We start from the raw sequence: 24,274 nt of genomic DNA, 5'->3' as shown, positions 1-24,274 counted from the left end.
TTGAGATTTATTGTAAAACAATTCCTTTTTAGGACAATATATATAGCATGTCTTTAAGAAAACAGGCCACTTCTGGTATAGTTTGGACTTTCGCTCAACAATTTGGCAATCAATTTATTGGATTTATAGTGTCACTGATTCTAGCCAGGATACTTATGCCAGAAGAATTCGGTCTAATTGGAATGATCGCAGTGTTTGTAGCAATAGGAAAGACTCTTTTAAACTCCGGATTAACCCAATCGCTAATTAGAAGTTCAGATCTCGATCAAGATGATTTTTCAACCGTATTTTATTTTAATTTTGCGGCAAGCCTATTAATTTATGGGCTAATTTATTTTTCTGCACCTTTTATTGCTGATTTTTATGGACAGCAAATCCTTATTAATCTGATAAGAGTTTACTGTCTTACATTTATCATTTCTGGTTTTACTGCTGTTCAAGGAGCTCGTCTCACAAAAATAATGGATTTTAAGACTTTGGCAATAATCTCCATTCCCTCTAATATAATTGGAGGAATTGTTGGAATAGGAATGGCATATTATGGATTTGGAGTATGGAGTCTGGTATGGAGTGGCCTCTCAAGTGCATTTATTAATTCCATACAGCTTTGGATTTATTCTAAATGGAGCCCAAGTCTTACATTTAGCATGGTAAAATTTAAACATCATTTTAATTTTGGTTATAAATTAACCTTGTCTGAACTTTTAAATTCTGTATTTCAGAATATATATATTATTGTGATAGGAAGGTTTTTTTCTGCGGGCCAGGTGGGTTTATATACCCGAGCCCAAACCATGAAACAGTTGCCGGTTACCAATATATCCAATGCCCTTAATAAAGTCACCTATCCGCTTTTTGCAAGCATTAAAGATGATGATGTGCGACTTAAGAGAGTCTACAAACAACTGATGAAAATGGTGATTTTTGTAATAGCACCAACGCTTGTTTATCTCGCTGTTTTAGCCGAGCCGCTTTTCAGATTTTTATTTACCGAAAAATGGCTTCCGGCAGTTCCTTATTTTCAGATTCTCTGTGTTACCGGTATTCTCTATCCTATTCATGCTTATAACCTTAATATTTTAAATGTAAAAGGACGTAGTGATCTTTTTTTAAAGTTAGAGGTTGTAAAGAAAGTTATAATTGTGATCACTATCTTATTTACAATAAATTATGGAATTATTGCTTTACTTTATGGTGAGGTTTTTACTTCAATTATTGCTTTTATTGTAAACACATATTACTCGGGGAAGTTTATTAAATATTCAGCTTGGGAGCAAGTTTTGGATGTGTTACCAGCTATCTTATTGGCTGCTCTTACGGGATCAATAGTTTTTTTATTAGATTATTATCTTTTGTATGGTCAAATAGATGTGGTAAGACTATGTTTTGGTGCTTTTTTCGGAATTTTGAGTTATTTAAGCATTGCATTTTTATTAAAATATTCTAGTTTAGACGATATCATTCATATGGTTTCAAAAAAGAAATAGAAATTGAATTTAGAGTTTTAGATATGATAAATATTCATTTAATGGATGATGAGAAATTCATCGCACATTCAATAAAAATCTTTGAGCAGAAGTTTCCGAAGAAGAACTTGTTTCTTGTAGATGGCGACGAAAAATCACTGAAACATTTAGGCCAATCAGATAAGATTAGATTTTTTAAATTTAATAACCATGAAATAATACTTGATTTAATTATAAAAAGTTCTAATGACAAAAAGGTAGTGAACATTTTTACTCATTTTTTAAATTATAGAAAAGCTAGCTTGGTTAATCAAATTAAAAATACTCTAACCTTTAATTCTTATTGGATATTTTATGGTGCTGATATATATAATAGGTTATATCTCAAAGGTAGATATGAATTATATGATTATAATAAAAATATTTCTCCATTTTATTTAAAATTAAAACGGAAACTTAGGAAAAGCTATTATTATTTCAATTACTGGAAAGAGGAATTAGCTATAAAAATTTTTATAAATGATTTGGATTTCTTTTGTTTCTGGAATATCTATGATTTTGAAATAGTGAAGGAGCATTATGAAACAAACGCAGAATTCAAAGAGTTCATTTACGATTCTTTTTCAATCGATGAATTGGAATATCCACGAGGAATATCAAGCTTAAAAGGTTCTAAAAAGGTAAACTGTTTAGTTAATCATTCTGGGTCACTAAGCGGCAACCATCTAACTTTACTAAAAAAGCTGAATGAAGATCAAATTAAGAATTTAATTAATAGACTAATAGTTCCTCTTAATTATGGTAATGATAAAATTATTAAAATGACAGATGAATTTTGTAGAATGAATTTTAAAAAAGAATATTCTCCTATTTTGAATTTTTTGACTAAAGAGCAATATTTTACAATGCTGAGAGAAATTGATATTGCTTTTTTTGGACATAGGAGACAGGAGGCCGGAGGTAATTTAACCTTTCTTATAGCTGCTGGCACAAAAATTTACCTTAGAAATGATAATAATTTATTGGCATATTATAATAATTTAGGGATTAAAATATTCAGTTTTGAAGATGATTTTAATGGAGATTTATCTCCCTTATCTTTGGAATTTAAACAAAGGAATTATGCTTTAATAATGAGTAAATTTAATGAAGATAGCGTTTTGAATATGTATGAGAAATTAATAATAAATTCGTAAAATGTCTAACATTCCTTTAGTTTCAATTATTATTCCCACTTACAATCGGGCTCATATTATTTGGGAAACAATAGAAAGTATAAAAAACCAATTATTTGAGAATTGGGAATTAATATTGGTTGATGATGGTTCTTTTGATAACACTGCGGAAGTAATAGAACATTTCTTAATAGATCCTCGTATAATTTATGTAGAAAGGCCAAAAGATAGGCTTCGCGGTGGTAATGCCGCGCGAAATTATGGTTTTGAAATAGCTAAGGGTAGCTATGTCAAGTGGTTAGATTCTGATGATCTTTTGGCGGCCCATTGTCTTGAAAAACAAATGAAACTTATGGAGCAAGGTAATTATGATGTGGTATTTTCACGTTCCAGGTTTTTTTCGACTAAAGATAAAAATGGGGATTTCACTTGGGATAAATACTGGTCCAGATCTTTTCCATTAAGTGAACCGTTTAAGAATTATCTTTTTGGAAAAATCAGGTTTAGTACCGCAGATGCACTGTGGAAGAGAAATTTTATTGATGATGTTCCATTTAAAGAAAATCTTAGGAATTCCCAGGAATGGCTTATGCTGATTCAACAATTATCCAAAGAACCTAAATATCTTATAGATGAAGAGGTTTTGGTGTATAGCAGGTTGCATGGGGAGCAAATGCATTATAATAAAGTATTAGCTTTACATTATAAACACCAGATTTTAGCCCGTTTTTATGCAATTTCCCACCTTAGTGCTAACAATAAATTATCTTATTCGGCTTTTGAATATCTCCATAAAAATATGTTGTTAAATTTTATAGCCCCTTTAAAAAAAGGAAAGTTTAAATATTTAGTAACTAACCTTTCACTCCTTATTAAATCGTTTTATATAGGTATGAACTTGCGGTCAAAATAAAAACTTATTCATTGGAAATACTTATTAGTATAATTATACCAACTTATAACAGGGCAAATCTTTTGCTTTCTACTTTAGAATCGGTTTTAAATCAAACCTATGAGCACGTGGAAATAATAATTGTAGATGATGGGTCTACAGATGATACAGCCGAGATAATAAAGCCTTTTTTAAAAAATAAGTGCATTGTTTATACAACAAGACCTAAGGAAAAAAGAGGTGGAGGTAATGCGGCAAGAAATTATGGATATGAAATATCCAGAGGGAAGTATATTAAATGGTTGGATTCTGATGATGTATTACTCCCCGACTGCTTAGAGAAACAGCTTTATATTATAGAGCAAGATGAAACGGACGTTGTATTTGGCAGGAGTAGATGGTTTAAAAACGATCCTATTACAGGTGAGATTTTACAAGGAAAATTATGGCACGATGGGATCGCCAATGGATCTACATTGCTTGAAGATTTTGTTATGGGAAAATCTCGATTCTCTAATAACGATGGTCTATGGCGCAAAAGTATTTTACAAGAAAAACCATACCATGAAAATTTAAGGAATTCACAAGAATATTTGATGATCATAAAAATGCTGGCGCGAAACGTAAAAGTTTCGCTAATCGACGACATCTTGGTTCTTGTTAGAAGTCACGAAAACCAAATGGCAGATAATCGAAAATATTCATTATATGTAAAAAATCAAATATTAGCAAGGTATTATGTATTAAAAATTTTAAAAGATGAAAATGTACAGTCCAGAAAGATAAGCAAATATCTTGTGAAATCTAATTTTTACTATCTTCTTAACCAGATTGCAAAACGGGATTTTGATAATTTCCCGTATAATCTCAAAATATTTTTTAAAACTTTAAATGTAATATGAGAATTTTAATGATTTGTCCTTCCTTACAGATTAGGTCTGAATGGCTTTTTACTTTAATTAACAACCTCAAGGAAGATATAGCTTATGTTGCTACTAATGAAATTAATTTAGAAAGAATAGATTTACCACAGCAAAACCTTAATCCATTATATTCTAAAATTATTAGAAGGATAGATGAGGGTTTAAATCAAAAATACATATATACAGCTATTTTAAATGGTTTAGAACAAAACTTTAACACTACTATAAATTATGTTCATTTTTTAAGTTTCGCAGTTAATTTTAAGAATTTTATTTTTAATTCAACTAGTCCCACACTTATTCATTGTCATGGTAAAGATATTATGTGGGATTTAAAAAAGATCGAATCAGGAGAGGATTATCATTCTGATGCCTATTTTCGGGATGTAAAAGAACTTGCTAAGCATGCATTCTTTATAGCCAACTCAAATTTTACACGGAATCAATTATTAAAAATGGGAATTGAAAAATCTAAAATTTTTATAAATCACTTTGGGATTGAGCTTAAAGAAAAAAGTAAAAATCCTACAGATAACATATTTAGGATTTTATATTTGGGAAGATTAGTAGATTTTAAAGGTCCTCTTGAAACTATTGATGCTTTTGAAAAATCTTGTGATTTGGGATTAAAAGGAGAGCTTATTATTGCTGGGGGAGGAGAATTAGAAGACAAATGTAAAGAGAAAATTGAAAAATCTAAATATAGATCAAATATTCAAATGTTAGGCTGGGTGGATAAGGCCCAGGCCCAAAGCCTTTATAATAAATGTGATATATTTACCGCTCATAATAAAATTGATTCGTATACCAATCAGGTTGAAGCTTTTGGGGTGACTATAATTGAAGCTATGTCATATGGACTGCCGGTGGTTACGGGAAGGTCTGGTGGCGTATCAGATAGCGTTGTTAATGGAGAAACAGGGTATTTAATAGAGCCTGGGAATATAGATACTCATGCCAAAACATTTTTAGATCTTTATAGAAATAAGGATTTGAGAGATCGTCTCAGTAAAAATTCAAGAGCAAGGATAAAGAATTATTTTTGCCTGCAGAAGGAAAAAGAAGGACTTCAAAATATTATAAATCAAACAATTCAAAACTATTAACCTTTGATTAACCCCCAATTTAGTGTAATAATACCCAACTATAACAGATCGTCTTCTGTAAGGACTGCTGTAAGAAGTGTTTTAAATCAATCTTTTAAGGATTTTGAATTAATAGTAGTGGATGATAAATCTACTGATGATTCTTTAATAGAATTGAATAAGATAAAAGATGAAAAATTAAATGTTTATCAATTAGAAAAGAATTCAGGAGCAGCTACAGCCAGAAATTATGGTGCTAATATAGCTCGAGGAGAGTTTATCTCTTTTTTAGACAGCGATGATTATTATGAAAAAGATTTTTTGGAAGAAAGTTATCAAAAACTTTCAAAAACCGCATCTAATATAGGGTTTATGTGGACTGGGGTTAGGTATTTCACCAACGAGGGTGTGCATGAACATTCATGGACTCCTATTCGAAAGAAGAATGCTTATTTTAGTTTATTACATAACTTACAGATTGGCTCTGGATCTGGAATATCTATAAAAAGATTGGCCTTTATAGAGTGTGGAGGGTTTAACCAAAATTTACCAGCAGCAGAGGACACCGATTTTTTTCTTCGATTTACCCAAGAATATGATTACGTTAATAGCAATTATATACTAGTGAACGTGGTAAAAACTGGAGAAGACAGGATGTCCAAATCTTTTGGTAACATAGCAAAAGCATATAATATTTTTCTTCCTCAGCATTTTAAGAACATTGATAGTGACGATTTTCTTAAATTAAAATATTATTATAAAATGATGTGGCTGAATTACCACCTAGAAAATAAGACAGAAGCCAGAAAATATTACAACAAAATACCGGGAAAAATAAATCCTGGTAAACTTAAAGCTTTAACCACAAAAATGTTATATGAATTTTTGTCTTTAGATAAAGCTTCCAAGTTTCACCGAAAAATATCTTCTTTATAATGCCAAAAGTACTTTATCTATTTGATGCCTTAAAAAGAGGTGGTGCAGAAACCAGTACGCTAGAGATTGCAAGTAGGCTTAATAAATGGGAAGCCATTGTAGTTAGTATATATCAAGGTACCGAATTACGTGAGGATTTTGAAAAAAGAGGAATCAGGGTGTACAGTCTTGATATAGAATCCCAGCTTTCCTTAATCCCTACTAAGAAAGGGATTCAGGAAATTCTGGATAAAGAAAAACCAGATTTGATACATTCTAATCTTTTTATGGCTGATCAATTTGCAAGATACCTGGGAAAAAAAAATAATATCCCGGTTATCAATTCTTTCGTAAACGATAGTTATTCCCCTGAAAGAAAAGAGCTACTGCCTTTAAAACAAAGAATCAGTCTTTCGGTATATCAGCTTATCGACAGATTGATGGCACCAAAGGTTACGAAATTTATGTCCCTCACCAAAGCAATAATAGAAAACAATTCCAAGGCACTGGCTATAGAGCCAAAAAATGTAAAGGTGATACATAGAGGAAGAAATTTTCAAAAATTATGGCAAAATGTTGATGATGAAAAAGTCAGTTTTATAAAGTCTGAATATGGCCCCGGACCAATTATTTTAACAGTTTCCAGGCTACTTGTAAGAAAAGGCTACCTGGAAGCGATTAAAGCATTTAAAAAAGTAAATGAAAAGTATCCGGATACTACTTATATTATTGCAGGTTGGGGTCCTGACCAGAGAATTATTGAATCTTTGATTGAGGAACTTAATTTAAAAAATCGGGTCTTTTTATTAGGAAACCGAAGCGATGTGCCTTCTTTATTAAAAGCTTCCGATATATTCCTTTTCCCCTCACATTATGAAGGTCAGGGGGGAGCATTGGTAGAAGCTATGCTAATGGAAAAGCCAATAATTGCCACAGGTATCCCAGTTTTAATGGAGTCAGTAAAAGATAATTTTTCGGCTAAACTTTTTAAATACCGGGATATAAGTGATTTAAGTAACACAATAAGTTGGGCTATCGAGAACCCGAGTAAAATGCTGAGATATGCAAAAAATGCACGGAGTGAGGCTGAAAAAAGATTTGATATAGAGCTAATAGCCCAGGAACATGAAGATTTATATGATGAGGTTCTAATTAACTATAACAAGAGCAAATAATGGTTAGAATAGGACTTTTATTGGATAATCTAAAAATAAAGAGGTGGCAAAATGAAATTATAAATTACATAAAATCCCATCCGAATCTGGAACTCACTACTTTTATAATAAATGCTAATAAACCTAAATACGTAGTTCCTGGTTCATTTTTCTATCGTGCTTCACAGGTATTAGATCGAAAAATTTTTCCTGTAAAGAAAGATGTATTTAAAGAGATTTCACTTGAAAAAAACGAAAAGGATTTACCTATTTATTATATAGAAGGAGAAGAAAAACGATTTAGTTATAGGGTTGCAATAAAAGACATAGAAAGGATTAAGGATCTGGATTTAGATATTATGATCCGGTTTGGTTTTGGTATTTTGAGGGGAGGAATTTTAGATGCAGCAAAAAATGGTGTATGGTCACTTCACCACGGTGATAATCGTATAAACCGAGGTGGCCCGCCTGCTTTTTGGGAAGTAGCTAACAGGGAAGATGTTACAGGCATAACGCTTCAAAAGTTATCTGAGGAGCTAGATGGCGGAAAAGTTATAAAACGGTCTTTTATAAAAACCAATACCACATCTTTTTACCGAAATAAAAACGAAGCATTTTGGGCAGGGATAGAATTGTTTAATTTGGCCCTAGATGAATTAAGCCGTGGCATATTGAAATATGAAGTAGAAAAAAGTTCATTTCAATTTTACTGCCATCCACTTTATAAAGATCCAGACAATAGTACTTCAGTAAAAATATTACTACTTTTCTGGAGTAGAAGGATTTTAGAAGTAGCTAAAGAAAAATTTTCCTTTCCCCAATGGTATATTCTATATAAATTTAAAAAAGACTCTTTTTTAGAAAAGAACATTTTCAGGTATAAGACTCTATATCCTCCTAAGGGATATGACTGGGCCGATCCATTTATAATTAAAGAAAACCAAAGGTTCTATTTATTTTTTGAAGAAATAAAAATAGGTACTGGAAATGGTCACATTAGTCTCTTTCAATTCGATGAAAAAGGAACCTTATTAAATGAGAGACCGGTAGAAGTACTAAATGAAGAATATCATTTGTCCTATCCATTTATTTTTAAGGAGGATTCAAATTATTATATGCTACCTGAGTCAGCTGATGCCAATGAACTTTGGTTATATAAGAGTGAAGAGTTTCCTGAAAGATGGAAAAAATACCAAAAAATTTTTAGTAACAAGCAAATTTATGATGCCAGCCTATATTTTCATGAAGGCTACTGGTATCTTTTCGGAACTGAAAAATTATCTGAAGGAGGAAATAGAGATCAATATTTACACCTGTACTATTCTAAAGAATTGGATTCAGAAAATTGGGTTTCTCATCCCTTGAATCCCTTGAGTTTGGATGTTAGGGGTGCGCGACCGGCCGGGAAAATTTTCAAGGAAAACGGTAGGTTATTAAGACCAACACAAATCGGTGCTCCCAAATACGGATATGGGATACAGATTAATGAAATTAAACAATTATCTACTACTGAATTCATTGAGGAAAAGCTTAGTGATATATTACCAAAATGGGATAAGGACTTACTAGCCGCTCATACTTTAAATTTCGAAGAGGGATTTACGGTAATTGATGCCCAGGGAAAAATTAAGAAATAACGTGAAAATACTTCATTTAATTCATAAACCACAGAACAGAGGGGCTGAAACCTTTGCTTGCCAGTTAGCCAGTCACCAAAAGAGATTAAAACATGATATTAAGATTGTCACTGTTTATAATGGGAAATCAAAATTACCGTGGATAGGCCCCATAGGGAATTTAAATGGGCAAGAGGATCAATTTTTTGATTGGAAAGCATGGAAAAGATTAGCTAAGGAGATAAAGGATTTTCAACCGGATATCGTACAAGCTAATTCTGGGGATACCTTAAAGTATTCTGTTATTTCCAAAAGAATATTTGGTTGGAAAACTCCAATAATTTTTAGAAATGCCAGTGAAGTAGGACAATACTTGAATCAGTATTTTCAAAAAAAGTTTAATACTTTTCTTTATCGTAACATAGCTGCGGTTGCTTCCGTCTCAGAAAAATCTAGAAAAGACCTTATAGAGCATTTTCCTTTTTTGAAATTGAAAACTAAAGTAATTCCTATTGGCCTTGAGGGGGAATTAAATATTAAGCCTGTAGAGTTTTCTGATGAGGCCGATTATAATATTGTACATGTAGGAGGTTTTACCTTTGAAAAAAATCACGAAGGACTATTAAGAATTTTTAAAAAAGTAGTTGAAAAAGAGTCAAGAACTCAGCTTCATTTGATTGGTGATGGTCCATTAAGAATTGAAACTGAAGGTTTAGTACGCGAGTTTGGTATTGAAGAATATGTTACATTTTATGGTTTCGTAAATAATCCATTAGATTACATTAAAGCCAGTCAGCTTTTAATTTTACCAAGTAATATCGAAGGTCTGCCAGGAGTGTTACTCGAAGCTATGTATTGTAAGACTCCTGTAGTTGCTTACGATGTTGGGGGAATTAATGAAATTATTAATATTGAAACCGGTACATTGGTTGAAAAAGGGAATGAAAAGGAGTTTACTAATGCTATATTGGATAATTTAAAGAAAATTAATAGTTCTCAAATAGAAAAAGCCTATGAAATGGTCACTGAAAAGTTTATAAATAGTAAGCTTGCAGTAGAATTTTTGGTGTTTTATAAGAGGGTTATTGGTAAATAGAAAACTGGTTCTAACCTATGACTTTAAATTACCTTGAATCTAAGGAGGTATAGAACTTTGAAATCTTAATTAATTTTAAATTTCTTGGTAAAGGAGTTTAATGGCTTAACTTTACAGCTTTATTTGCTCTATGTCCAAACTTAAGATACTTCATATAATAAAATCTCTGGGAAGAGGTGGTGCAGAAATGCTACTTCCGGAAACCTTAAGAGTGCACAATAAAGAGAAATTTGAATTTCATTATATCTATTTTCTTCCGTGGAAGAATCAGATGGTAACAGAAATTAAAGAAGCTGGAGGAATTGTAAATTGTATGGAAGCTGGAAACAATATAAAATTGCTTTCAAAATATAAGGAGGTCTCAGTTTATTGCAAAAGGAATAAAATTGATATTATTCATTCCCACTTACCTTGGTCTGGTTTTCTTTCCAGGCTTGTCTTTAAGAATATAGAAATCCCGGTAATTTATACCGAGCATAATATACAGGAACGTTATCATATTGTTACCAGGAAACTAAATGCACTGTCTTTTAACTGGCAAAGTAAAGTTTTAGGAGTTTCGGCTGATGTAACTAAGTCAGTAAAGAATAATATAAACCCGAAAATTCCTGTGCAAACTTTGTTAAATGGGGTCAATACCCAGAAGTTTAGCAGAGATAAAAATGCAGCCGAAGAATTAAGGAAAGAAATGAATATTCCCGACGAGGCTTTAATAATTGGAAATCTAGCGGTTTTTAGGGAACAAAAGGATCTTGTGACCTGGGTGAAAGCTTTTAAAATAATTAACGAATCATTTCCGGAGGTGTTCGGTATGATAGTGGGTGCAGGGCCAAAAGAGCAGGAAATAAAAAGACTTATTAGGGAATACGGCTTGGAAAATAGGATTTTTCTTCCTGGACTGCAAACCAATACCGTAGCATATTTATCTGCTATGGATATTTTTATGATGAGTTCTCAGTTTGAAGGTTTACCTATAGCCTTACTTGAGGCGATGGGATGTGGTTGCGCTATTGTTTCGACAAAAGCAGGGGGGGTTGTAGAAGCTGTGAGAAGTGATAGGGACGGGTTGTTAAATGAAGTTGGAGATGCCCCGGCACTTGCAGCCAATTGCATGGTATTATTAAAAAAACCAGAACGACTGAAGGAATTACAGGAGGCAGCAAGAATTCGGGTGGTAGTTTCATTTAGTCTGTCCACGATGGTGGAAGAGTTAGAGAAATGTTATTTTGAGCTGATGGTTGATTAATAAAATTTTAATATTATAAAGTAGTGGAATCATTAATATTTTAATTGGTTATGGTTTAGTTGAAGTAAAGGATTGCCAAATTCCTTTTTCTTTTACAATACCAATATTTAGAAGTATAGTGAAATTGAATGAAGATACAGTGGATTTATGTATAGGATAGGGTTACCACTCCAAGAACTTCTGTTTATATCATGATCTTCTTATAACCAATTGATTAGTTGTGTGTTTGATCAATTGATAGTGCTAGGACAACTCTTTCTGGACACTATGGTGTTATTATTACCTCGTTAATCTGTAATTTAATAGATAATATAAATAAAAAATAAATTTATAAATATGGAGATTCGGGTAGCTAATGAAAATGATATCCCTGATATTGTTGATGTTTTAAAAGCGAGTCTTGGAGAGGGTCAATTAGAGCTTTCAGAAAAAGTGTGGAGATTTAAGCATATTGACAATCCCTTTGGGAAATCAATAGTTTTCCTAGCTATAGAGGATAATAAAATAATTGGGGTACGTGCATTTATGCGTTGGAAATGGCAACATGGCTCAAAACAATTTTCTGCCCTAAGGGCGGTAGATACTGCGACGCATCCTAACCATCAGGGGAAAGGTATTTTTAAAAAGTTGACATTAAAAGCTGTTGACTATGCAAAAGCGGATCATGATAATTTCATTTTTAATACCCCGAATGAAAAAAGCAGGCCAGGATATCTGAAAATGGGTTGGCGGAAGGTTGGAAAAATTAATATAGGTTTAAAACCTTCTTTGTCATTTTTGAATCTTACAAATAAGGAAACGGTTTATAAACTGAACAAGAATATTTCTCAGAATCAGATAGAAGAATTATGCCAGAACTGGAATAAGAATTTAGCCACTAAAACCGGATTATTTACACCTAAATCTGCTGAAATTTTGATGTGGCGTTATGAGAAAAATCCGTTACAATCTTATGAAATTGACGCCGGAGCAGGATATTATCTAGCAATATATATAAAAAAGAGAGGTAAGTTTAGAGAATTTAGGATTGCTGAATGCCTATATGATGAGAATATAATCCGGATAAAGGAACTTAAAAAAATCATCAATAAGTTAGTCTCTAGGTTTAATTGCCATATTATTAGCTTTTCACCCAATTTAATTTCTATGAGTGGCAAAAAAGGTAATCTAGGGCCAATACTTACTTTTAATGCGTTAAGTTTAAAGAATCAAGATCAGGCATATTTTTTAAAAATCAATAACTGGAATAATAGTTTAGGAGACTTAGAGTTGTTTTAATATGTTAGGAGTTTTCTTTTTAATAATATTATTTTTCATCCTCAATCAGGTGATTTTTGGAGCTTATTCTAAGCGACATGCATTTTTTGATAAAAAGAAACTCAACTTACTGTATTTATATCATTTGGTATTTTACGGGGTCTATACCTGGTATGCCTATAATAATCCTTCCGATTCTAAGAATTACTTTAGAGAAATATCCGGTCATCAAGGTGGTTGGTTGGAATTATTTGGCACCGATACGGCCTTTATACATTTTTTTGGTTATCCCTTTTATTCTATCGGGTTTTCTTACGATATGCTCATGGTAACCTTCGCTTGGTTCGGATACCTGGGTTTTTTATATGCATATTTATTTATAAGAGAAAAAATACCTATTAAGATTAAAGTATTTAAAAATTTTGACCTGTTAACGCTTATTTTATTCTTTCCTAATATGCATTTCTGGACTGCTTCTCTGGGAAAAGGATCTGCTATTTTTTTAGGTTTAATGATGTTTTCTTATGCAATTATAAAACCTAAGAAGCGTATTAATTTATTGATCCTGGGGTCGATTATTATTTATTATATAAGACCTCATATGTTTATGTTCGTTGCTATAGGAACAGTCTTAGGATATATGAGCGGAAAAGAAAAAATTCCGTTTTGGCAAAAGGCCCTTGTTTTTTTAACCCTTGGTGGGGCCCTTGTTTTATTGCAGGATCAGATTTTGGCGGTAATGAACTTGCAGAATTCCGAAAATATTATAGCTGACTTCCAAGAACAGTCTGAAGAGCGGGCGGAAGATCTTAGTTCAGCCGGATCTGGAGTAGATATGTCTTCTTATCCTTTGCCCTTTAAATTATTTACCTTTTGGTTTAGGCCTTTGTTTATTGATGCACCTAACATGCTCGGTTTAATAGTTTCCGCCGAGAATCTGATCTATTTGTTGTTATTTTTTAAAATTTTGAAAAAAGATTTTATAAAATTTATAAAGAAATCTCCTGCAGTGGTGAAGATGAGTTTTGTAATATTTATAAGTACTTCTTTTGCCATGACCTTCGTTATGTCTAACCTGGGAATAATTATGCGACAAAAATCTATGGTTATGTACTATATATTCTTTGTCATTTATTACTATCTGGCTAAGAAAAAATATGATAAGTTGTTAAAACTTAAACGGCTTAGGGAAAGAAATAGGAAGAGTGAATTGGCAACTGTTTGAGGAATTAGTTAATTTCAATGGTCATTTGAGGCTGTTTGGTCTTTGAATTCCATCAAGTGGTCCAAAGAAATTTGAAAATTAAAAGAAACAGCTTTTCCATAGCACACTCTTTGATGGGTTTCATATGGAGGGCGTATTGGGGTTATTAATTTTGGTTAAGTAGAGGATTATATTGTAATGTATTTATTTTTAGACATTCACAAATGTTCATTACAATTTGTTGTTAGTTTCGAATATAATTATAAGATATGAAAAATGGGGCTTTAGTTATTTCACTGGATTTTGAATTACTGTGGGGCGTTTTTGATAAGGTTGATTGGAGGGAAAAAAAAGAGTACTTTAAAAATACCCGGGAACTTATTCCGCAAATTCTCCAACTTTTTGACAAATATAATATTTCCTGTACCTGGGCTACTGTAGGAATGCTGTTCAATGAGAATTGGGAAGAATGGAATACTAATAAACCAGATAACTATCCAGAATATTCCAATGCAGCTCTCTCAGCCTACAAATATGGGATGGCAATTCAATCAAATGAAACCGAAGCATTGTGTTTTGCTCCCGGCCTTATAAATCAAATTAAAAATACTCCATTACAGGAGGTTGCCACTCATACCTATTCACATTATTATTGCCTTGAGAAGGGACAGACCATCGAGAGTTTTGAAACAGATCTTCGACTATCTATCAAGATGGCTAAGAAGCTGGGAGTGGAGTTAAAATCATTAGTTTTTCCCCGAAATCAGTTTAATGAGAAATATTTGGAAGTATGTAAAAAGCAGGGAATTCAAAATGTCCGGTCAAATCCTAGCAATTGGTATTGGAAGGATACTAAAAGTGAATCTTTAATAAATAAAGTCTTTAGAACAGGAGATGCCTATATTGGTCCAAATAATAAATCTTATAAACTTTCTGAAAATATTGTTGCAGGTAATCATCCATTTTCTCAAAAGGCTAGTAGATTACTAAGGCCTTATTACCCCAATAAAAGGTTGAATACCTTGAAATTAAAAAGGATTAAAAATGAAATGACCAAAGCTGCCAAAGCTAAGGAATTTTATCATCTATGGTGGCATCCACACAACTTTGGGGATCATCCACAGGAGAATTTAAAGGATTTGGAAGAACTACTAATGCATTTTGACACTTTACGACAAAAATATGGCTATATATCGTTAAATATGTGTGAAACTGGAAAGCTGTTCGGGCTTTAAAAATAAAATTTGGCTTTATACTTATATATTTGCAGGCTTTAGAAATAATATATGTGCGGAATTAACGGTTTTATTAAGAAAGGGCAAATAAGCCAGGAAGATTTAAGACACCAGCTTGAAGAGATGAATAATAAAATTATTCATCGGGGTCCAGATCAGGATGGTTTTTTTACCGAATCTAATGTTTCATCTTCGATTGGAATGGCGATGCGCAGACTTTCCATTATCGATCTGGGGACAGGGGCGCAGCCAATATTTAATAAATCTGAGGAAATGCTCATTTTTTTTAATGGTGAAATATATAATTACCGAGAACTAAAAGAAATTCTTCTGAAAAAGGGACATGAATTTAAAACTACCTCAGATACTGAGGCGATTTTAAAGGCTTACGAGGAATGGGGTACAGACAGTTTTGGAATGTTGGATGGCATGTTTGCCTTTAGCATTTATGATAGAACTAAAAACAAAATATTTATTACCAGGGATTTTTTTGGTGAAAAACCTCTTTACTATTCAAGAACCGAAAATCAAATAATATGGGGTTCTGAATTGAAATCTTTAGTGAAAAACTTAAATGGAAAGCCTCAGATTTCAAAAGAAGGTTTTAATCTTTTTTTTAGGTTAACCTATATCCCGGCACCTTATTCTATTTACGAAGAGGTATATAAGTTAGAGGCTAATCATTATATGGAGATTTCAACAGATAGCCTTGAATTGGAAATCTTGCCCATTAAAACAGAAAGGAATATTGAGATTGATCCTGATATATCTTTTCAAGAAGCTAAATCATTAACACACGAGTTAGTGCTGGAGAGTGTGAAAAGCAGGTCTGTGGCTGATGTGCCCTTGGGTACTTTTCTCTCCGGGGGTGTAGATTCTTCTGTAGTCTCGCTTGCATTATCGAAACAGCTTGATACTAATATTGATACGTTCTCTGTAGGCTTTGAAAAAAAATCTTTCGATGAATCAGATAAGTCAAGAACGGTAGCGAATATTATTAACAGTAATCACCATGAATTTATAGTGTCTGTAGATGATCTGAAGGGCAATTTAGATGAAATATTGTTGAATTTTGACGAGCCTTTTGCAGATTCTTCATCTCTTCCTACGTACCTTGTAGCAAATAAAACAAGACAGCATGTTAAGGTCGCGCTCACGGGCGATGGCGGAGATGAAATTTTCGGAGGGTATAACAAGTATTATATCGGAAAAATGAACCACAAATATTCCGCTGTGGTACCGGAGAATTTTCATGGTAAATTGAGGGATGCAGCAAATAAACTTTTAAGTACCCAGGACGATAAACGTGGAAACCGTTTTAGGCTCAGAAAGTTGATGAATGCGATCAATTATGAGGGCGATTTTTATTATAATATTATCTCCCTTGCATTTCAGAGCGAGGAGGTTTCTCTTTTATTAAAAGAAAAATGGGTGAAGTCGGAAGTATTTAAGCCTTATAAAAGTAAACTGGGGAATAAAGCAAAAAACCTGACAGATTTCCGGAATATTGATAAGATCTTAAGTCTTGAAGGTGATATGCTGGTCAAAGTTGACCGCACCAGTATGCTGACCTCCCTGGAATCAAGAGCACCGTTTCTGAATAAAAAGCTTTGGGATTTCACGAGTCAGCTTCCCGAAAATTATTTAATGAAAGGTTGGGATAAGAAATACATTTTAAAGGAAGCTTTTAAGGAATATTTTCCAAAAGATTTTTTGAATAAATCGAAAAAAGGTTTTGGTATTCCGGTGGGCGACTGGTTAAGAGGCTACCTGAAGCCGGAACTGGAATCCTATATGGATAATAATTTTTTAGAACAACAGAATTTATTCAAAAAGGAGTTTGTACAAAACCTGGTTGAAAATCATATCTCAGGAAAACAGGATAATACTTTTAGAGTTTGGGCCTTTTTCTGTTTTCAAAAATGGTATAAAGAAACCTATTCGGGTTTATAAACAAAGTCTTATATTTTTATAATTTGTGTAATTAAATCAAAGCCTTTGAAATTCAGTTTAAAAAATAATTTTAAACATTTTCAGTTCTTTTACAAGTATCTGGGTTGGCGAATTGTTGCGGCATTAGGGCTCAGTTTGGGCGTTGGAGTCCTGGATGGTCTTGGCTTGGCATTATTCATTCCCTTAATTCAATTGGTGGTGAGAAAGGACGGAGAAGCTCTTGCAGAGGATAGCGATGCCGTAAGTAATTTTATTTTAAACACCCTGGAAATCAATCCTACTTTATTAAATATCTTTTTTTTGATTTTCTTATTTTTTAGTCTTAAAGGGATTATGAAATTTTTTGAATCTTATACCAGGACCATTCTAATGCAAATTTTTATGCGGAAAATTAGGTTTGAAACTTTAGAACTTCTAAATAATTATTCTTATGATCAATTTGTGAAAGCTGATGCCGGTAAAATTCAGAATACCTTAAGCAGTGAAGTGAATAAATTAAATATGGCTAATCGGTTTTATTTTAAGGCCATACAATTTTTCGTGCTTATTCTGGTATATTTCGCTCTCGCCTTGGGATCGGACTGGAAGTTTACAATTCTTGTTATATCAGGAGGACTAATCGTTAATCAGGCGTTTAAATTTCTTTATGCTAGGACCAAATATTTTTCAAGACAACTTGTTGCTAAAAGTCACATTTTTCACAAACTTTTAATGCAAAAGGTTAGTTTGTATAAATATCTCAAAGCGACCGGTCTTTTGTCTACTTATAGTTCCAAATTAAAGAATAATATTAATGAGATGGAGTTTGTTCAGAGAAAACTAGGGATGGTAGATGCGGCTCTTGGAAGTATTCGCGAACCTATAAGTATTCTTGTTATTTTCGGGGCAATATTTTTCTATGTCCAGTTATTTGATGAAGTAGTGGGAGGTATACTCTTAAGTTTGCTGTTACTTTACCGTGCAATAACTTTTTTTATGGCAGCACAGGAACAATGGAATATGTTTTTAGGCGTTTCTGGAAGTATTGAGAATATACAGGAGTTTACCCAGGATCTTTCCAGAAATAAAGAGGTAGCCGGTAATTTAGAATTTCCGGGACTTAAAGAAAACATAGTATTTAGGAATTTGAGCTTTACATATGAAGAAAAAAACCTGGTATTAAAACATTTTCAGTTAGCCATTAAAAAAAATGAAACCCTTGCCATAGTTGGTCCTAGTGGATCTGGAAAATCAACCTTAATCAATTTACTTACCGGAATATTAAAACCAACTTCCGGTGAGATTTTGATTGACGGGTATAACATCTCTGACTTCAAACCGAATTCCTATCGAAAAAAAATCGGGTACATCGTCCAGGATCCGGTAATTTTTAGTGACAGCATTTTTAATAATGTAACTTTTTGGGCCGAAAAAAGCGATTATAATCTAAAACGCTTTTACACTGCAATTGAAAAGGCAGCTATATTGGATTTCGTGGACTCTTTACCCGGAAAGGAAAATAGTATCTTAGGGAATAATGGGATTAATGTTAGTGGCGGACAGAAACAACGATTATCTATCGCCAGAGAGCTTTATAAAGATGTTGATCTCTTGTTACTTGATGAGGCGACATCTTCTTTAGATAGTGAAACCGAAGCAGAAATACACATGAAGCTTGATAAATTGAAAGGGGCTTATACCATGTTGATTATCGCTCACAGGATTTCCACTATTAAAGGAGCTGACAGAATTATAATGTTGCAAAATGGTAAAATAGAAGCTACCGGAAAATACTCAGAATTGATAGACTCTTCGGCAAGTTTTCGACGCATGCTAAGCTTACAGGAACTATGAAGATACTTATAGCGGCAATTTATGGAATTAATAGCTACTCCCGAGGTATCATGCCAGACTGGCTACAAACTCAAATCGATGAATTCCCTGAAGCTGATATACACTATTTAACCTGTTCAAATAGCTTTGATCTTTGTTATTTTAATAAGGAAAAACAACCTGATATTTGTTATAGATGTAAGACCGGGGTTAAGAATTCTTTACAGCTTATTGAAGGGAACTATCAGCATATAAAGATTGATGATATAATTAAAAAAGAGCATAGGTTACTTGCGAATAGGCTTTTTAAAGAATATCAAGGAAATTATTTTGATCTGGTATATGATAATTTTGAAGTAGGGGAGGCTAGCCTAAGCACTTATATTTCGATAACCCGGGATAGGTATTTAACCAAGATGGACGAATTTCCGGTAAGGGAACTGGTTGAGAATGCCCTTTGTCTCTACTTGGGAATCAGAGATTATATCGCGAAGTATAATTTTAATATAGTATATAATTTTAACGGCAGACAGGAATATGTAAGGGCGGTTTTAAAAGCAAGTTTAGCACAAGGTATAGATTGTTGGAACCTGGAAAGACCTAGTCTTGGAGGAAACATTGAATTCTTTAAAAATACCCTGCCTCAAGATATAAAGGCGAGATGGCAAAATGTGGAAAAAAATTGGAAAGATTCTCCGCTGACTGTAAATGAGAAAGAAGAATTAGGTCGGGAGTTTTTTGATAGAAAGAGAATAGGGGAAGGGGTAAATATGCCGTCATATGTAGCAACACAAACGGAAGGAGAATTACCGTCTTTTATTGATGAAAAGAGTGAGAATATAGTTGTTTTTACGAGTTCAGACGATGAGTATGCCGCTCTAGGGGATCATTTTAAAAACCCTTTTTTCAAAGATCAAAATGAAGGGCTTTCCTACTTAGCGGAATTGGTCGGGAAGGACTTTAAACAAGCCAACCTGATCATAAGGATGCATCCAAATTTACAGTATGTTAATTTTGATTATGTATCCTATATTAAAAAGCTTGATCAAATTTACCCTAATGTACATGTTATCGGCCCCACAAGTAGTATACATACCTATGCTTTGATGAAGATAGCTTCAAAAGTGGTAGTGTTTGGTTCAACAACCGGGATGGAAGCATCACTTATTGGTAAACCCGTTATTTTGCTGGGGAAATGTTATTATTTTTACCAGGACTTTGTGTATGTACCTGATAGTAAGCTTGACATTAAAGATTTGCTCAGTGCCAGGCTATCTTCAAAAGCATCTCAAGATATACTGAAATTTGGATATTATTATTTAGACGGAGGGGTAAAAGCGAAATATTACTTTGAGGATAGAAAAGGTAAAGGTATTTTCTTAAAAGGAAAACGGGTTTTCTTTTATAAATTTACCCAAAGGTTAAAGGCCAAAATTATACAACTGATTTACTGGGCCTTTAAGATAAGAATAGCTTAACTATTTAAATTTGAGATATGCTGCTTTTATAATTTGTTTTGAAAGGCCTTTGGCTTTAATTAAATATATAGATGTTCTTAGATCGCAATCTGAACCTCCTGAATATATTCTTATTATAGACAATAGCCTTGATGATTCTATTGACAAATTAAATTTGGATAAAAAGTATGCTGAAGTCAACTATTTTAAAACCGGATATAATGCAGGACCAGCAGGAGGTTCAAAACTGGGTTTAAAAAAACTTCAAGCATTAAATTATCAATGGATTTTTTGGGGTGATGATGATAATCCACCCAGAGATAATCAAGTGTGCTCGGAGCTTTTTATTTGTAAAGAAAAATTGGAAAGACAGGGGATTGTTGCTGGAATTATTGGAGGTAAGGGTGGAATGTTTAATAAATGGACCGGTACGATTCGCTCACTTTCCAATAAACAGTTAAAGGCAAAAGATATTATTGAAGTGGATATGGTACCCGGAGGACACGGTATGCTAATCAATACTCATTATTTGAATGAAAAAACTTATCCTGAAGAAAAACTTTTTTTTGCTTTTGAAGATCTCGATATATGTTTAAAATTTAAAAAACAGGGGGCTGGAATTTTTGTGGATGCAAAATCCTGGTATAAAAAAAGACAACTTGATAAAAATGGAGATGATAGTTATCGTTATGTAAAAAAGTCAGGTACAAGAGCTGGAGATTTGAGGCGACAATATTTTAGCTCGCGTAACCTTCTATTCATTTTAAAAGAGAATAGATACTTTTTTGCATTGGCTTACAATATTTTCAAAATTGTAATAAAATCCCTGTGGTCATTCAGATATGGTTTTAAATATGGCAAAAAATTTATTTACTATCATAAAAAAGCTTTAATTGATTTTTTTAATGATAATTATATCTTAAATATTCCTTTAAATAAATAAAGTTCCAAATTCTATTTAATGAATTCAAATAACTTTCCGTTAATACTAGATTGCACCTTACGTGATGGAGGGTATTATACCAATTGGGATTTTAATGAAGATTTGGTGACAACTTATTTTTCCGCGTTGAACAAATTGCCCATTGATGTTATAGAGATAGGCTATAGGTCCCCTCCAAAAGGAAATTATTCTGGGAGACATTTTTATTTACCCGCTTTTGTGATTGAAAAAATAAAGGCTCAAACAAATAAAGACCTGGCGATAATATTGAACGAAAAGGATGTTAGGACAGACAAAGTTAAGCCATTATTAAAACCCTGTATAGGACAAATTAAAATGGTCAGGCTAGCTGTAGCCCCCGAAAATTTTGACCGGGGCATAGAATTGTCGGCCGCAGTCAAAGAGCTTGGCTTTCAGGTAGCTTTTAATTTAATGTATGCCAGTAAATGGGAGGTTCAATTTCCCACAATTTCTCAAGTAAAAGCCCTTAATATAGCTTGTGATTATTTCTACGTGGTTGATTCTTACGGCGGACTTTTTCCAGAAGATGTTGAAAGGATTTTCACTTATTTGAAATCAGAGCTAACAATTGGTCTGGGTTTTCATGGACACAATAACCTTGAAATGGCCCTGGCTAATTCGTTGGCAGCTATTCAAAACGGTGCTGATATTATTGACGCTACCATTGATGGTATGGGAAGAGGAGCTGGAAACCTAAAAACGGAATTATTATTAAGTATCTTATATCAGCGTAATAAACTTGAGGTTAAATTTGATGTTTTGCTGGAAGTTTTGGAAGCTTTTCTGGAACTTAAACCTAAATACAATTGGGGAACCAATCTTCCTTATATGGTTTCAGGCAGTTTTTCCCTGCCTCAGAATAAAGTAAAAGAGCAGGTCAATAAAAGATATTTTTCCTTGGATAATATTATCCACAATGTTACCGGAAAAGGTGAAAAATTGAGTAAGGTCCTAAATATCAATGTTTTCAGTCCTTTGGAAAAAAGCTCTAAAGTATTTATTATAGGAGGGGGTAGCTCGGCGGAACAGCATAAAATTGCCATACAGGAATTTTTGAAAGATAATCCTAAAATTCCAATAATATTTGCCAGCTCAAAAAACACTAATATTTTTAAGGGATTAGAAAATCCTCAAATTCATTTAATCCCCGGGAAGGAATTGCAGAGGCTTAAAAATTATTTATCTCCAGAAGAATTAGAAGCTCGATTCCTGGTAATTCCTCCGGAACATCAACATTCTGAAGATTTAAATAATCTAGTATTTTATAAATTATTACCTGAAGAAGAATACTATTTTCCAGATTCAGTTACGGAATATTGTTTAAAAACGGCAAAAGCATTTAAAGCTAAGGAAGTTTATCTAATCGGGTATGATGGCTACGGAAATATATTTAATAAAGCTCAGCAAGAATTATTTATAGAGAATGAGATGGTTTTCAGGCATTACCAGCAGGAAAACCTCCGGATAATGTCGGTAACCCCTACTGAATATACTATTAGAAAAACTTCAATTTATTCCTTTTTTAAATGAAATATTCCATTTTTATACCGGTAAGAAAAGGGAGTGAACGGGTACTTAAAAAGAATACTCGTGATTTTGCCGGGATTAAAGGCGGTTTGCTAAACCTAAAACTTAGGCAGTTAGAAAGTATAAAGGAGAACTATGAAATTGTAGTCTCCACAGATGATGAGGACAGTCTTAAGATTGCTAGTTCTTTTAAAGATAAGATAAAGAACCTTAAAGTAATTGAAAGGCCTGGTGAACTGGGAAAATCAACTACGCCCCTCCGTGAATTAATAGAGCATGCTGGAATGGTATGTTCCGGAGATTCAGTTTTATGGACTCATGTAACTTCTCCATTTTGCGATGCGCTGGAATATATTAAGGCTATTGAATTTTATGATACGGGATTGAAGAAGAACTATGATTCCTTGATTTCTGGAAGGGATTATAAAGAATTCCTCCTGGATAAAAAATCTGGTAAATTTGTAAATAATAATACAGAATTGTCCTGGCCCAGGACCCAGGATTTATCTGATTGTTTTGAAATAAATAACGCTATATTTTTAACTGCGAGAGAAAATTATAAGATGGGAAATAGAACAGGCACCAAACCAATTTTACACACCCAGAATAAGATTGTTTCCCTGGATATAGATTACGAAGAAGATTTTAAAATAGCAGAAGCAGTTTATGATAGGTTTTACAGATAAAGCAGTGATATTATGGGATTTTGACGGGGTTATTTTGAACTCCATGCCAGTGAGGGAATACGGTTTTAAGCAAGTTCTCGAAAAATATCCAGAAGAACAAATAGAACAACTTTTAGCATTTCATAGGGAAAATGGAGGATTGTCCCGCTATGTTAAGTTTCGGTATTTTTTCGAAGCAATCAGAGCAGAGGCTCTAAGTGATGAAAAATTGAAAACCTTTACAGACCGCTATTCAAGTATAATGAGAAATAAACTTTGTTCCAGGGAGAACCTTATTGCCGAAACAATTAGTTTTATAGAACAAAATTATAAAAAGTATACAATGCATATTGTCTCTGGTTCGGATGGAAAGGAATTGAGGTATCTATGTGAACAATTGAACATCTCTCAATATTTTAAGACGATTTGGGGTTCTCCAACCCCAAAAATAGAACTTGTTAGTAATTTGATTCGTGAATTTAGTTATGATCCAACAAAGCTCTGTTTAATTGGGGATTCTAAAAATGACATGGAAGCAGCAGCATCCAATAATTTAGTTTTTTATGGTTTCAATAACGAAAATTTAAATAAGGAAGGGAAAAAATATATAAGTTCATTTTTTTGAAAGTTAT

At 33.0% G+C, this 24,274-nt stretch carries 20 protein-coding genes; all 20 read left to right on the top strand.

From position 1 onward, the window contains the following. Nucleotides 1-47 precede the first annotated feature (47 nt). The 20 genes from DET49_RS15575 to DET49_RS15480 all read left to right on the top strand — a co-directional run bounded on the left by DET49_RS15575 (nt 48) and on the right by DET49_RS15480 (nt 24,267). Nucleotides 48-1,487: a lipopolysaccharide biosynthesis protein gene (locus DET49_RS15575; protein ID WP_133549357.1), complete on the top strand. Its 1,440-nt coding sequence runs from the start codon at nt 48-50 to the stop codon at nt 1,485-1,487. A 41-nt stretch (nt 1,488-1,528) separates the two neighbouring features. Further along, on the top strand, nt 1,529-2,662 hold the full coding sequence (locus DET49_RS15570; RefSeq protein WP_166636593.1) for a TDP-N-acetylfucosamine:lipid II N-acetylfucosaminyltransferase: 1,134 nt from the start codon (nt 1,529-1,531) through the stop codon (nt 2,660-2,662). A 1-nt stretch (nt 2,663) separates the two neighbouring features. Then, nucleotides 2,664-3,554, top strand: a complete 891-nt coding sequence (locus DET49_RS15565; protein WP_133549353.1) for a glycosyltransferase family 2 protein — start codon at nt 2,664-2,666, stop codon at nt 3,552-3,554. A gap of 11 nt (nt 3,555-3,565) precedes the next feature. Beyond that, nucleotides 3,566-4,435: a glycosyltransferase family 2 protein gene (locus DET49_RS15560; RefSeq protein ID WP_166636592.1), complete on the top strand. Its 870-nt coding sequence runs from the start codon at nt 3,566-3,568 to the stop codon at nt 4,433-4,435. Then, on the top strand, nt 4,432-5,562 hold the full coding sequence (locus DET49_RS15555; protein ID WP_133549349.1) for a glycosyltransferase family 4 protein: 1,131 nt from the start codon (nt 4,432-4,434) through the stop codon (nt 5,560-5,562). The genes DET49_RS15560 and DET49_RS15555 overlap by 4 nt, the downstream gene beginning before the upstream one ends. 3 nt (nt 5,563-5,565) lie before the next feature. Then, nucleotides 5,566-6,477, top strand: a complete 912-nt coding sequence (locus DET49_RS15550; RefSeq protein ID WP_133549347.1) for a glycosyltransferase family 2 protein — start codon at nt 5,566-5,568, stop codon at nt 6,475-6,477. After that, nucleotides 6,477-7,631, top strand: a complete 1,155-nt coding sequence (locus DET49_RS15545; RefSeq protein WP_133549345.1) for a glycosyltransferase family 4 protein — start codon at nt 6,477-6,479, stop codon at nt 7,629-7,631. The genes DET49_RS15550 and DET49_RS15545 overlap by 1 nt, the downstream gene beginning before the upstream one ends. After that, nucleotides 7,631-9,247, top strand: a complete 1,617-nt coding sequence (locus tag DET49_RS15540; protein ID WP_133549343.1) for a hypothetical protein — start codon at nt 7,631-7,633, stop codon at nt 9,245-9,247. The genes DET49_RS15545 and DET49_RS15540 overlap by 1 nt, the downstream gene beginning before the upstream one ends. Before the next feature lies 1 nt (nt 9,248). Further along, complete coding sequence (locus tag DET49_RS15535) at nt 9,249-10,322, top strand: glycosyltransferase (RefSeq protein WP_166636591.1); 1,074 nt, start codon at nt 9,249-9,251, stop codon at nt 10,320-10,322. Nucleotides 10,323-10,452: 130 nt separating this feature from the next. After that, on the top strand, nt 10,453-11,568 hold the full coding sequence (locus tag DET49_RS15530) for a glycosyltransferase (RefSeq protein WP_133549339.1): 1,116 nt from the start codon (nt 10,453-10,455) through the stop codon (nt 11,566-11,568). A 336-nt stretch (nt 11,569-11,904) separates the two neighbouring features. Then, on the top strand, nt 11,905-12,846 hold the full coding sequence (locus DET49_RS15525; protein ID WP_133549337.1) for a GNAT family N-acetyltransferase: 942 nt from the start codon (nt 11,905-11,907) through the stop codon (nt 12,844-12,846). 1 nt (nt 12,847) lies between these two features. Continuing rightward, complete coding sequence (locus tag DET49_RS15520) at nt 12,848-14,050, top strand: hypothetical protein (protein ID WP_133549335.1); 1,203 nt, start codon at nt 12,848-12,850, stop codon at nt 14,048-14,050. A 248-nt stretch (nt 14,051-14,298) separates the two neighbouring features. After that, complete coding sequence (locus tag DET49_RS15515) at nt 14,299-15,264, top strand: polysaccharide deacetylase family protein (RefSeq protein WP_133549333.1); 966 nt, start codon at nt 14,299-14,301, stop codon at nt 15,262-15,264. Between the two features lie 51 nt (nt 15,265-15,315). Next, the gene (gene asnB / locus DET49_RS15510) at nt 15,316-17,217 is read left to right on the top strand and encodes an asparagine synthase (glutamine-hydrolyzing) (protein WP_133549331.1); all 1,902 of its coding nucleotides are present in this window, start codon (nt 15,316-15,318) and stop codon (nt 17,215-17,217) included. A 45-nt stretch (nt 17,218-17,262) separates the two neighbouring features. After that, on the top strand, nt 17,263-19,050 hold the full coding sequence (locus DET49_RS15505) for an ABC transporter ATP-binding protein (RefSeq protein ID WP_133549329.1): 1,788 nt from the start codon (nt 17,263-17,265) through the stop codon (nt 19,048-19,050). Further along, the gene (locus DET49_RS15500) at nt 19,047-20,507 is read left to right on the top strand and encodes a hypothetical protein (protein WP_133549327.1); all 1,461 of its coding nucleotides are present in this window, start codon (nt 19,047-19,049) and stop codon (nt 20,505-20,507) included. The genes DET49_RS15505 and DET49_RS15500 overlap by 4 nt, the downstream gene beginning before the upstream one ends. A 10-nt stretch (nt 20,508-20,517) precedes the next feature. Further along, nucleotides 20,518-21,429, top strand: coding sequence for a glycosyltransferase (locus tag DET49_RS15495; RefSeq protein WP_133549325.1), 912 nt, complete (start codon nt 20,518-20,520; stop codon nt 21,427-21,429). Between the two features lie 18 nt (nt 21,430-21,447). Continuing rightward, the gene (locus DET49_RS15490) at nt 21,448-22,980 is read left to right on the top strand and encodes an aldolase catalytic domain-containing protein (RefSeq protein WP_133549323.1); all 1,533 of its coding nucleotides are present in this window, start codon (nt 21,448-21,450) and stop codon (nt 22,978-22,980) included. After that, nucleotides 22,977-23,663 (top strand): cytidylyltransferase domain-containing protein, encoded by a 687-nt coding sequence (locus tag DET49_RS15485; protein WP_133549321.1) that lies wholly within the window; start codon nt 22,977-22,979, stop codon nt 23,661-23,663. The genes DET49_RS15490 and DET49_RS15485 overlap by 4 nt, the downstream gene beginning before the upstream one ends. Further along, nucleotides 23,644-24,267, top strand: a complete 624-nt coding sequence (locus DET49_RS15480) for an HAD family hydrolase (protein ID WP_133549319.1) — start codon at nt 23,644-23,646, stop codon at nt 24,265-24,267. Before DET49_RS15485 ends, DET49_RS15480 begins: the two co-directional genes overlap by 20 nt. Nucleotides 24,268-24,274: the final 7 nt, after the last annotated feature.

It is taken from the genome of Salegentibacter sp. 24 (genome assembly GCF_004362395.1).
Taxonomy (GTDB): domain Bacteria; phylum Bacteroidota; class Bacteroidia; order Flavobacteriales; family Flavobacteriaceae; genus Salegentibacter.
The sequence above is the reverse complement of the archived record's forward strand: the minus strand, read 5'-3'. Positions and strand labels throughout refer to the sequence as shown.